Origin of the sequence: Sphingobacterium athyrii (assembly GCF_003071065.1) — a bacterium.
In the GTDB taxonomy this organism is placed as follows: Bacteria; Bacteroidota; Bacteroidia; order Sphingobacteriales; family Sphingobacteriaceae; genus Sphingobacterium; species Sphingobacterium athyrii.
Genome location: NZ_QCXX01000006.1, coordinates 258,540 through 271,371 on the forward strand (window position 1 = coordinate 258,540; position 12,832 = coordinate 271,371).

10 protein-coding genes are annotated in these 12,832 nt (G+C 40.7%); 7 read left to right on the forward strand and 3 right to left on the reverse strand.

All coding sequences use genetic code 11. From position 1 onward, the window contains the following. Positions 1-15 precede the first annotated feature (15 nt). The 6 genes from DCO56_RS20955 to DCO56_RS20980 all read left to right on the forward strand — a co-directional run bounded on the left by DCO56_RS20955 (position 16) and on the right by DCO56_RS20980 (position 8,031). On the forward strand, positions 16-3,273 hold the full coding sequence (locus DCO56_RS20955) for a SusC/RagA family TonB-linked outer membrane protein (RefSeq protein WP_245935887.1): 3,258 nt from the start codon (positions 16-18) through the stop codon (positions 3,271-3,273). A gap of 12 nt (positions 3,274-3,285) precedes the next feature. After that, a complete protein-coding gene (locus tag DCO56_RS20960; RefSeq protein WP_108635693.1) occupies positions 3,286-4,881 on the forward strand; it encodes a SusD/RagB family nutrient-binding outer membrane lipoprotein in 1,596 nt (531 codons plus the stop codon). A 70-nt stretch (positions 4,882-4,951) separates the two neighbouring features. Then, complete coding sequence (locus DCO56_RS20965; RefSeq protein ID WP_206531793.1) at positions 4,952-5,434, forward strand: hypothetical protein; 483 nt, start codon at positions 4,952-4,954, stop codon at positions 5,432-5,434. 245 nt (positions 5,435-5,679) lie between these two features. Beyond that, entirely contained in the window at positions 5,680-6,237 is a 558-nt protein-coding gene (locus DCO56_RS20970) for an RNA polymerase sigma factor (RefSeq protein ID WP_146191107.1), read from the forward strand. Further along, positions 6,227-7,045, forward strand: a complete 819-nt coding sequence (locus DCO56_RS20975; protein ID WP_108635695.1) for a HEAT repeat domain-containing protein — start codon at positions 6,227-6,229, stop codon at positions 7,043-7,045. The genes DCO56_RS20970 and DCO56_RS20975 overlap by 11 nt, the downstream gene beginning before the upstream one ends. A 104-nt stretch (positions 7,046-7,149) precedes the next feature. Continuing rightward, entirely contained in the window at positions 7,150-8,031 is an 882-nt protein-coding gene (locus DCO56_RS20980; RefSeq protein ID WP_108635696.1) for a DUF4097 family beta strand repeat-containing protein, read from the forward strand. A 124-nt stretch (positions 8,032-8,155) separates the two neighbouring features. Here DCO56_RS20980 and DCO56_RS20985 read toward each other — a convergent pair whose 3' ends face one another. From DCO56_RS20985 to DCO56_RS20995, 3 genes are all read right to left on the reverse strand, one after another. Then, on the reverse strand, positions 8,156-8,857 hold the full coding sequence (locus DCO56_RS20985; protein ID WP_108635697.1) for a class I SAM-dependent methyltransferase: 702 nt from the start codon (positions 8,855-8,857) through the stop codon (positions 8,156-8,158). Further along, a complete protein-coding gene (pncB, locus tag DCO56_RS20990) occupies positions 8,850-10,031 on the reverse strand; it encodes a nicotinate phosphoribosyltransferase (protein WP_108635698.1) in 1,182 nt (393 codons plus the stop codon). The genes DCO56_RS20985 and pncB overlap by 8 nt, the downstream gene beginning before the upstream one ends. Positions 10,032-10,289: 258 nt before the next feature. Next, positions 10,290-11,813: a DUF6600 domain-containing protein gene (locus tag DCO56_RS20995; RefSeq protein WP_108635699.1), complete on the reverse strand. Its 1,524-nt coding sequence runs from the start codon at positions 11,811-11,813 to the stop codon at positions 10,290-10,292. 257 nt (positions 11,814-12,070) lie between these two features. Here DCO56_RS20995 and DCO56_RS21000 point away from each other — a divergent pair, with 257 nt between their 5' ends. Next, positions 12,071-12,829, forward strand: coding sequence for an MlaE family ABC transporter permease (locus tag DCO56_RS21000; protein ID WP_108635700.1), 759 nt, complete (start codon positions 12,071-12,073; stop codon positions 12,827-12,829). The last annotated feature ends 3 nt before the right edge of the window (positions 12,830-12,832 follow it).

The window sequence follows — 12,832 nt, forward strand, 5'->3', positions numbered from 1 at the left end:
AAACTAGCCTTAATTATGACTACGTGTGCTGTAATCAATGTCTCAGCATCTGTATTTTCCCAACAAAAAGTTTCCTTGGATGTCCAAAAGACAAAACTGAGCAAGGTACTTAAGCTGATCGAAGAGCAAAGTGATTATTACTTTGTTTATAATTCGACCAACGAAAATTTAAATAAAGAAGTATCCGTCAATGTCAATAATACGAAAGTATTGGACGTTCTGGCGAAGCTTTTCAATAAAAGTGGACTGGTATATTCGGTATCAAAAGAAGGCCTTGTTGTGGTGAGTCAGCAGCAACAGGTTTCCGTTTCGGGTTTAGTAACAGACGACAAAGGGAATCCATTGGCAGGAGCCAGTGTTCGTGTTAAAGGAACTGCTGTCGGACGGGCGACCGATATCAATGGGCGATTTTCCATCGAAGCGACTACAGGTAATACGTTGATTGTTTCTTTTGCGGGCTATGCATCGCAAGAGGTGGCCGTGACAAAGGACGGTGATATGAAAATCATCTTAATCGAAGACAATCGGATGTTAAATGAGGTGGTGGTGACTGCCTTGGGGATGAAAAAGGAAAAACGTTCACTAGGATACTCCGTTACACAGGTTGCTGGGGAATCGCTAACCACAGCGCGTGAAAATAATGTGATGAATTCACTTGTCGGAAAAGTTGCTGGTCTGGATATTAGCTCAACTTCAGGTGGGGCAGGCGCTGCATCGAATGTAACAATACGCGGGGTTTCCAGTATCTCACAGTCTAATCAACCTTTATACGTGATCAATGGTATTCCAATGGAAAGCAAGCCTGTTGGTGTTGGAAATGCTAATTCCAGAGGAAACTCGGGTAGCCAATGGGACAACGCACCGGATCTGGGAGACGCAATCAGTAATATCAATCCTGACGATATCGAAAGTATTTCGGTATTAAAAGGCGCTGCGGCTTCAGCATTATATGGTTCACGGGCTAAAGCAGGTGTTATTTTGATTACGACCAAATCCGGAAAAGGAAATTCAATAGATTTTAACAGCAATTATGTCGCTGAGAAAATTATCGATCAAACGAACTGGCAAACGGTATATGGTCAGGGGGCAAACGGTGAAAAACCTGCCGATGGTAAGGCCGCAGCACAAGTTGGGGGCTCTAGTTGGGGAGCGAAATTGGACGGCAGTCCAGTGCCCCAGTTTGACGGTGTATCGCGACCTTATTCCTATCAATCAGGTAATCTGGGACGTTTTTATCGTACAGGTTCTACATGGACAAATACCTTGGCATTAAATAAAACATTCGAAGGTGGTTCAATCCGTTTCTCTGGTACGGATGTAAAAAATAAATCTGTTGTTCCTAATTCGGGATTGGATCGACAATCATTTAATCTAGTCGGTTTGTTTGAACCATTGAAAAGGTTGACCATTGATGCGCGTTACAATATGATCTTGGAGCAAGTGAAAAACAGACCCATGGTGTCCGACATGTCAGGTAATGCCAATTTTAACGCAATGTTTTTGCCAACAAGCATCAATGTGAACGATTTAAAACCTTGGAAGAAAGAAAACGGGTTTGAACTTCCGTTTACAACAGGTAATACCTATGCAACCAATCCTTGGTTTGCGGCTTACGAGTTTCAGAATAACACAAAAAGAGATCGTTCAATTGCTTCTTTGACGGCGAAATATACGCTTGAAAATGGACTATTTATTCAAGGACGTGCTGGTCGTGATGCTTATAATGATCACTACAGAAATGTTTTGCCTACCGGAACAGCCTATTATGAGTATGGAAAAATAAATGAACAACAAACAAAATTTGCCGATATAAATGCGGATATCTTAGTGGGCAAAGCTTTTAGTTTTGGTGATTATACAGTAACACCGAATATCGGTGCCAGCTATCGCAATACAAAAATGTCGCAGTTAACGAACTCAGGAACCGATTTTATTATCCCGTTCGTTTATAATATATTAAATGCCAAAAATAAATCTGTTAATTACCTGGAAAGCGAGTCGGAAACTCAGTCTGCATATGGTACAGCGGAGTTTGCCTATAAAGATGTGTTTTATCTGACAGGTAGCTTGCGCTCGGATTGGTATTCCACCTTGGCAACACCGGGTTACGATAATAAATTGAATTCGGTTTATCCTTCAGTTTCAGGTTCATTCATATTTTCGGAGTATTTTAAACCATCTTGGTTGTCTTACGGTAAATTGAGAGCGGGTTTCGCTCAGGTGGGACAGGCCACTGATCCCTATCAGACAATGTTAACTTATAATTTTAGAGGCGAGAATTTAAATGGAGCTCCCTTGGGATCAATTAGCAACAGAGGGATTCCGAATACTTCCCTAAAAGCCTCTATTGCGAGTGAATTGGAAGTAGGTGCTGAACTTCGTTTGTTGAATGATCGCTTAAATGTGGATTTGACTTGGTATAATAAGAAATCAAAAGATGAAATTATATCTAATACAACAACCCCCGCAACAGGATATGTTGCGGCTGTATTGAATTCTGGGGAAATGCAAAACAAGGGTTTTGAGGCACTGATTTCAGCGACCGTCGTGAAATCGGAGAGTTTCAAATGGGTGTCTTCGATAAATGGTTCTTACAATGACAACAAAATTATATCGTTGGCAGATGGCTTAAAAGACCTACTCGTGGCAACTTCACGTTCTAACGTTGGATTTATTATGAACAAAGTGGGTATGTCTGCATTTCAGGTGATGGCCTACGATAATAAATACGATAGTGAAGGTAAGATAGTAACACTGGAAGACGGGTCGCCGGCACGCGGAGAACTTAGATCCTATGGATCAGCAATGAATAAATGGTTTGCGGGTTGGAACAACGAATTTAATTATAAAAATTTCAATCTGTCTTTCCTTATTGATGGTAAATGGGGAGGAAAATTATTCTCAGCAACCGATTATTATGGATATATCTGGGGACTACATCAAAATACGGTGGAAAGACGCGAAGAGATAGGAAGGGCAGCGGCGAAATATTATGAAAATACGGCGAACAACGTTTCGAAAAACTTTGTCAACAGTGCCGACTTTATAAAATTTAGACAACTAATCATCGGTTATACCTTCCCAACAGCAATGTTTAATAATAAAATAAAATCCTTAAATGTAAGTGTTGTAGGACGGAATCTCTTTACATTGATGCGTAAAACCGATAATATTGATCCAGAATCAAGTTACAATGCAACATTCCCCGGTCTTGAATTGGGAGGTGTGCCAGCCATACGCACATTTGGAGCAAACCTAAGTGTTAAATTTTAAATCTAAATTGAAATGAAAGCAATGATTAAACCAATTATATCTACGTTAGCTGTTGGTCTTATTTGTTTGACAGGTAGCTGTACCAAGGATTTTGAAAAAATAAATACAGACCCCATAGCTTATGATAAGGAAAAATGGGATCCTAATTATACTTTATCTTCATCCCAATTATTCTATACAGGCAGTTTTGACTTCGCCTATGATACCTGGCGTGGAAATTTGATTTATTCAGCCACTATGATGCAGGGGTTATCTACAGTAATTAGCTATTGGGCAGGCGATAAATATTTGCTAAATGAAGGTTACACAGCAGCTTATTGGGGAAATGGAACTGTAGGAGCGTATATCGAGCAGGTGCGGAATATTCAGGATGTGGTGATGAATACAAAAGGTAAACCCGAATTAAATAATTTATATCAAATAGCAAGAATTTGGCGCGCTGTTATTTTTGCAAGACTAACTGACCTTTATGGCGATGTACCATATTCGGAAGCTGGTGTTGGGTACTATGAGAAAATTTATAAACCCAAGTTTGATAAACAACAGGATATCTACAATGATTTGCTAAAGGAAGTTGATGAAGCTGTAGCAGCATTGAAGACAGATGGGGACAATGTTTTTGGAGATGTTATTTACAAAGGGAATATTGATAAATGGAAACGTTTTGGAAATTCTTTTTTGCTGCGCCTGGCAATGCGCCTAGTGAAAGTAGATGAGACCAAAGCAAAACAATATGCGACCAAAGCTGTAGCAAATACATTGACTAATAATACTGAAAACGCTTACATCTCACACGATGAAAGTGGTTCGCGTGTAACACAGAATAGAAATTCACAGGTACTATTAGGGGATGGAGGACAAGAATGCTATTATGTGAAGTGGTCAAATACATTTATTGATTTTCTAAAGAAAAATAATGATCCTCGTTTAGGTTTAGTGGCTGTGACTAAATTATATTTAAAAGACGATGTTAAGGCACAGAATCCGGATTATGTAAGTAATCCCGCGGTTCAAAAAGGAATGCCTAATGGAAAGGATTTGAGTTCTGATCCTAAGTATAAAATTAGCAGTGATCCAAGTTTTACCACATTCCCTGATTATTCATCGCCGAATCCGAAGATGATCAAGAGAAATGGTGTGACATTTATACTGACATATGCCGAGACAGAGTTGTTGAAGGCTGAAGCCGCAGAGCGTTGGGGGGTTGGAGGTTCGGCTGCTGAACATTACAAAAATGGACTGAAGGCCTCTATTACTTATTTGAATCAATATGATCCAGAACTAGCTGTTTCGGATGCACTAGCAGAGGCATTTGCTGTTGCGAATCCTTATGATGCGAGCAAGGGCTTGGAACAGATCAATATGCAGTATTGGGCACATACGATTACCATGCTGGATTTTTATGAAACTTGGGCCAACTGGAGACGTACAGGGTTTCCAAAACTGACGCCAGTAAACTACCCTGGAAACGCCACTTCAGGAACTATTCCACGTCGTTTTCCATATCCTTCTACGGAAGAGGCTATCAATGGCGAAAACTTTAAAGCAGCAGCTGCGGCAGTACCCGGCGGTGATAATCTTGCAGGCCGGGTTTGGTGGGACAAATAATCACAATGGTTTGTTTTTTTTGAGGCTGAACTTTCGTAGTTTGGCCTCTTTAAACCTCTTATAAATTACTATGAACCTAAAAAATCAAATTTTGCTAATTGCGGTTATGCCATGCATAGTCTTTTCCTGCAATAATGCCGGTGAACAACAGAAGGAAAATAAGGCTGCAAAAGCCAAATCATTGACCGGGACTTACAGACTCCTGGAAAGTAAGACAATCAAAGGGAAGGATACAGTGACTGCATTCGCGGATACCAGTAAAACCGAAATGTTTAAAATGTTTAATGAAGATCATTTTTCGTTTTTCAACCACGACAAGGAAAAAGGTAAAGGGAAAGAGCCTCATTTTCTTGCTGGTGGGGGGACTTATTCATTTGACGGTAAAAATTACCAAGAACGGCTACAATACTGTAGTCTGCGCGATTGGGAAAGCAATAAGTTCGATTTCGAATTGGAATTTAAGGGGGATACACTTATTCAAAGGGGGGAGGAGAACTTGCCTGAACTTGGTGTAAAACATACCATTATTGAAACCTATCTAAAAATAAAATAATATAACACTGGCTTATTGAAGATCTCATAAAACTTCATAAAGTATTTTTTGTTAATGCAAGCACCCAAGGTATTCTTTGGGTGTTTTTTTTATTGCTTAAAAACAATGAAAAAAGTTGTTTATTGCGGTTTACGAGTGCTTTGTTATTTATTTTAGAAAAAAAATAAAATTATATTGCAACATTTTTCAACGCTTTCCGACTATAGAATAGAAACATAGAAAATTAACAGTATTAAATAGTACACGTGCAGAATCAACTTAGCGATAGAGACTTATTAGCGATGTGCCAGTCCGGTAACGAATCAGGGTTTGCACAGCTTTATCATCGCTATGCGAAGAAGATTTTTAACTCGATCTATCGGATTTTGTCCAATCAGGAGGAGAGCGAGGATATTTTACAGGAGACTTTTGTGGAGTTTTTCTCAAAATCCGATAAGTGGCATGCGGTACTAAATGTTGAGGCTTGGTTGCGGCGGATGGGGGTGAATAAAGCGATCTCTCTTTTACGGAAGAATAAGCAATATCACACACCGATTGATGATCTGGAAATCCGGGACGAGGGTGAAGATGAGTTATTGGAAAAGGAATGGCGGGAATGCCGATTAACTGACCTGGAATCGGTCATTGATCAGTTGAGCGGGATACCCAAAATGATTATCAATCTTTATCTTTTTGAAGATATGAGCCATGATGAAGTTGCTGAGTCTTTGGGAATGACGGCCGTAGCGGTAAGGAGTCAATACCATCGTGCCAAAAAGAAAATTTACGAACAATTGAAGGAGAGGTATAATTATGCGGGATAATTTGAAAGATTTTGTAAATGCGAATCGGGATGCATTTGACCATAGAGAACCTTCTGCGGATTTATGGAATAAAATCAAACCACAGGTAGTTCCTCCGGTACAGGAAAAGAAAATTAAACCATTATGGCGATGGGCAAGCATTGCAGCAGCGACATTATTGGCTGGTACTGCTACATTACTGATTTTTAATGAGCAAGAAGATCACGCGACCAAAGTAGCAGATAGAAGACCAGTTTCTGTCCAAAAGGATGCATCGGAAACAATGACACCTGCACAGCAGGGAGTTTCTGTAGAAATTGAAAAGAAGGAGCCGGTTCGAACCATACAAACAATGTCAAATGTTCAAAAAATAAATCGTGTGGCTAAAGTGAAGGGACAAAAAATAGTTCAGGACAAGAATCGGTCGGCCAAAAAACAGGATTATATGGAAATGCTTCAGGATTCCACTTGGGCAAGTACACGTCTCGCAGCCATACTTGCTCTACAAAAACAAGGAGATCTGAATGACGATGCAACACGAGTGCTGGAGAAAATGGCAGTTTCTGATGAAAGCAGCAATGTACGTATGGCAGCCATTGAGACCTTATTGGAAGGAATGACACCGGAAGCCAGACAACAGAAAGTTCAGGATTTTTTTGTCGCACAGAATGACCCTACATTGCAGGTCGAACTGATGCAAATGATCGGGCAGCGAGATGAGCTGGAAATGAAAAACAGCACAAAGGATAAACTGAATGCAATCGTGGAAGATCCCTTTACATTGAAGTTTGTGAAAGAACAGGCCTATGCCGTGCTGCTGCATCAATAAGGGAACAAAGCGATAAGGACTATGAAACAAATGGGATAGGCGGGGCCAGCGAATACAGGAGGAGATTAAAAAAAATTAGATAAAGAAACAATAAAATTAAGGAAATGAAAAGGATAAGAATAATCATCATGGGAATGGCGCTGATTTTTGCACATGCATTGCAGGCTCAGATATCAGAGCATGTGGAGGGGGCTGTACCGCCGAAGCCTCCCAGACCACCAAGAGCAATTCGAAGTGCTGTTGAAAATAGTGGAAAGAAAGTTTGGAAAGAGTTTAAAGTACCTGCTTTAGGAGAGAAGTTATTGCTAAAATTTGATAATGTGGCTATCGAAGGCTATAATGGCAAAGAAGTTTTAATTACAGCGAATGTAGAGGAGCAGGAAGAAAACGACCGTGCTAAAGGTTTACGCGTAGTCAACGGTTCGGGTTTGTCCGATAATTCGGGAATGGGGATGAATATCCAGAATAATGCTGGCGTGACCGAAATCAGCATGGTCGGCATGCCAATGGAGGATTCGGTACATGTGCGTGTTCCTTTTAATCTTCCTATTAGCGTAAAAGGCCGCGGCGGTTTTTTTAATGGCGGTGGTATCGAGATAAAGGATGTTAAAGCTGAAGTGGAGATTTCCAGCACGATGGGCGATGTCAAGGTGATCAATGTAACAGGACCGATTAATGTAAAGGTTGCTCAGGGTGATGTTGTTGCCAAATTTGTGCAGCCCGTCAAAGGGCCTATTTCGCTCATTGCCGCAATGGGTGCGGTGGATGTGGCCTTCCCCGCAAAATTCGGCGCCAACGTAGATATGAAGACCTCAATGGGCAATATCTATGCGGCAGATGAATTTCAATTTGAAAAGCCTGTTGAGGAACCTAAAAGTAGTCCTTACAACATGTCAAATACTGTTAAAGGAAAAATGAATGGTGGCGGACAGGATGTGATCCTGAAGACTTCTATGGGTGATATCTATATTAGATCCCAAAAATAGTAGATGAAGTTGAAATAGGCTGACCACATTTAGCATACAAATGCAAAAAACCTTAACTACCGATAGGTAGTTAAGGTTTTTTTGATGTGTTTTCAGTTGTGCCTAAAGTTTTGAAATAGGTCTGTTATTTTTTCGGTTCCATGCGTACCAAATACTGATCATTTTCATCTTCATATAGAATCTGGACTACCCAGCCCAGTTCATGGGATATGTTGATCAGTTTATCCTGATCTAAATACAGCCATTTGAAGGGAAACCCCCTTTGTCCTTTATATTCATATTGATATTGGATCTCTCCAAAATAGTAGGGCGGCTTTTTGATATTATAATCTTCGTAGAGATAAGTGATGTCCGAAGAATCGAAAATAAGCTGCCCTTTTTCAGTTAGAAGTTCTTTACTATGGTGCAATAGCTGTTTAAAACCAGCAATGTCACGAGAAATACCGACACCATTCATAAGAAACAGAAGCGTATCATACTTTTGTCCGTTAAATTGATAAAAATTTTGACAGATGATATTTTGTACGCCGCGTTGTTGCATAATATGGCAGGCAGTTGGTGATATTTCCAATGCATCAACCTCAAATCCCTTATCCTGTAAATACAAGCTATGACTGCCTACTCCCGCTCCTACATCCAATACCCGTCCGTCACAGAGCGATAATGCGATAAACTCCAGTTCTGGAAAATCATCTGCATCCCTAAAAAAAACTTCTACGGGCATTTCTTCTTCTTCCCCATAACTTGTATAAAGCATTAATGGGAATTTTTCTTCCTGGTGGACAAAGTAATCGTCCAATGCCTCACCATATACGTCTCTAAACATTGTCATTATCGATCATTAATACTTTTTTTGCGATATAAATGGAATCTTCATCACCAGTGTGTTTCATTGGCTCATCCGAAAGTTTGATGACAGGTGTCCATTGGTCGTCTTCTGGAAGAGCATCGGTCATTTTGATGACGATGTTCATAGGTTTAAGTCCCACATCATTGGTAAAGTTGGTGCCAACACCAAAGGAGTGTAATATCTTGCCTTCGCAATAATTCGCTATCCGCTCAACTTTATCGTAATCGAGCCCATCGGAAAATATAATTGTCTTTGACAGCGGATCTATGCCATTTTTCTTGTAATGTGCAATAACCTTGTCCGTAAATTCCAACGGGTCGCCGCTGTCGTGTCGTACACCGTCAAATAATTTGGTGAGCTTTTTGTCGAATTGCTGAAAGAAAACTTCCGTGGTATAGGTATCGGATAACGCAATTCCAAGGTCGCCTCGATATACATCAGACCAGTGTTCCAGCCCCAGCAGGTTAGCCATCTTATAACCATATTTGGCGGCGTGAAACATAAACCATTCGTGTGCATGCGTGCCGATGGGTTTGGTCTCATATTTCATGGCCAGATGAACGTTGCTGGTTCCGATAAAGGTTCTTTCTCCGTATTGCTTTAATGTACGGACAACCAAATCGTGAACTTCATAAGAATGCCTTCTGCGGGTGCCAAAATCAGCGATGGTGATATGGAGTTTTTTGTATTTTTCAATTTTGTCTTTAGCTGTGGCGATGACTCCTTCATCTGATGCACGGATTAAGCCTTGTGATTCATAGAAAAGCTCACAGATAAGTGACATTAACGGTACCTCCCAAAGAATAGTGCGATACCAGTACCCTTCGATGATAACCTCTAGATCAGGTCCATCCTGTGTGATCTTAACTTCATCGGGATCATAACGATAACCTTGCAGAAAATCAAAATAGGTTGGATCAATGTAGGGGCAGTTTCTCGCGAAAAAGGCTTTTTCAGCTTTGGTAAGCCGTAAGTCTGCCATTTCGTTTACAGCCTCCTTCAAAAGGACATCGAACCCTTCCGGAAACTTGTGATGGCCCCGATTGATAAAGTGGTAGCGCGCTTTTGCCTTTGGAAAGAGCTTAACTACCGCATTCTGCATCGTGAATTTATAAAAGTCGTTATCTAATATAGAGGTGAATGAAGCCATCTTTATTAATCTGATTTTTGTTTGAGTTTGTAAATTTACTAATTAACATGAAATTGTGCGGATTGTTCATCATAAATAAAACTTTCGCGGTTCAATGGCTGCGCGAATAGCGCCGGAAATTTTAATGGAATGAATAGGGGAGTAAAGGAAATTTCTCGAAGTCTAAAGAGAATAAAGAAGAATCAACAAGCGGCCGGATGACAAAAAAGCGGGTCAGTGATTCACTGACCCGCTTTTTATCCTAAATTTAATCTATTATTATCGTGTACGTGTTCTTTCAGAACCGCCGCTTGAACGGCTAGCTCCTTCAGATGATCTTGATCTTGGCGCTGAAGAGCTACCGCCATGTGCCGAACCTGATCTATCCACCGCAGGAGCCGAGGACCTTGTACGGGTGTTCTCATAGCTTCTATTTTGTACTGGCTGGGTAGCTTGATTTACAGGCTGACTAGAACGCGTTCTACTGTTGCTTGTTTCATAACTCCTATTTTGCGCCGGTTGAGCAGGTTGGTATACGGGCTGGCTAGAACGGGTTCTGCTGTTACCCGATTCATAGTTTCCATTTCTTTGCGGTGTCGTTGTTGGCTGCGAACCGCGTGAAGAAATGGCGTCAACAGTGTTTCCTTGTCTGGTTCTACCGGTAGAAGTAGGGTTGTTATTATTTGCTGGATTCGACTGCCTGTCGGATCGTGTTCTGAAATCGTAATTATTTGAATTGGGCGTTGTTCCAACATTATTTCTGTTGGTTGCTCCATTGTCTCTTGTTCTACTGTTATTGTCAGTAGAGCTACGTGTAGACCCGTTGCTGTTTGCATCATTACGTGATCTGACCGAGGCATTACCACTATTGTCTATATATAACTCCCGGTTTCCAGATCTGGAATTGATGTTATCCCGATTGGAAATGACACGGTTGTTGCGGTCCGATATCGCACTATTATTATTACGTGTGCGGGTCGATGCATCGACGACATTGGTCGGGCGTGCAGATGACCGTGTGTTGCGGTCTACAGTCGGACGGTACATACTGATTTCGTTTGTCCTCGTACGGCTGTTGCTGCTGCGCGCAGATCCGGGTCTGTCCGCATTGGCAATCCGATTGACCGTAACACTTCTGCCTGTATAACGTTCGATATCAGATCGACGCGGTCCACCGACATAGTAATTATTGTTGATGATAGTCGTATTGTTGATAACAGTAGTTCTATTATAGATGCTGTTATAATTTCGACGATTCACATAATATCTATCCATGTTTCGGTTCATAAAATGATTGACTGAAACAAAGGTCCAGAAGTTCATGGGGATATTGACAGAAACATTGATATTCATGCCGGGACCTAATGGAGCCCAGCCATAATAATCATTGCTTTGACGCCAGTTTACCCATGCTGGTCCCCATTCATAGTCAGGAACCCAACCCCAGCCATAGCGGTCATTGTAATTCCAACGACCATAGTGGAAAGGAGCCCAGCCCCAATCGTAGTTGGAGACCCATGTATTACCATAATCCGTCATCGACCAATACCCATTGGTTGCATAAGGTTGGAAATCAGGGCCAGCATCCGGAATCCACACATATCCATAGTTCGGATCATTGACCCATTGTCCGTATGGTGAAAGCTCATCATAGAACGTTTGAAATGAAACACCGGAATTGTTATAATTGTTATACCCTGTGTTGTATCCCCCTCTTTGGGCCATGGAAGTTGTACAACTTGTGAAAGAAGCAACACCGATCAAACCCAATGCCCAATATTTTATATTCCTTAAATTTTTCATCTTCGTAATATTTTAAAGTATGACAAAACTCTATGCGCTTGTCGTTGTTATTATGACAGCATAACGTATTAAATGGTTTAATCAGTACACTATAAATCTGATTTTTTTTATATAAAAGTCAAATTGATGATCTTTTTACATAAACGACAATTTTAGATACATATTTTTTATTTACCTTTACCGCTCGAATTGTTACGTGTTTGTTGAGCATATAAGGTGTTTTATGACACATTGATTTGACATAGACATATTTTTAAATGGCTAAAAAACTTCAGACTTTTTTTCTAGAATTCGCGAACATTCACCGTTTCTTATTGCGGTTTTGGCGCGAATTAGTAACACCACCATACGAATTCAAGGAAATTATACGCCAATGCTATGAGATAGGCTATAAGTCGTTGCCTTTGATCAGTTTAACCGGATTTATCGTTGGCTTTGTTTTTACAAAACAGTCCCGTCCTTCGTTGGAAGAATTTGGTGCAACTTCGATGTTACCATCCTTGATCTCCATTGCAATTGTTCGGGCTTTGGCCCCTTTGGTAACGGCTTTGATTGCCTCCGGTAAAGTGGGGTCACAGATCGGTGCTGAATTAAGTTCGATGAATGTGACCGAGCAGATCGATGCGATGGAGGTGTCGGGTACGAATCCTTATAAGTATTTGATTGTAAGTAGAATTTTAGCTACAACCATCGGTATTCCTGTCCTCTGTTTTTATGTGGCCGGTATTGGTCTCTTGGGCGGTTACCTGAGTATGATGAGTAAAGATGACCTGAGTTTTTTGAGTTTTTTTACACAGGTTTTTGAAACCATTGCTTTCAAAGATTTGGGGGCTATGGTATTGCGTGCGGTGATATTTGGTTTTACCATTGGAGCTGTTAGTTGTTATTGCGGCTATTTTTCTTCGAAAGGTACCGAGGGGGTAGGTAAAGCTGCCAACGCTGCTGTAGTCGCTTCAATGTTCCTTGTATTTATTGAGGAAATAATTATTGTTCAGGTTTTGTCGTTCTTTGGATAGTGG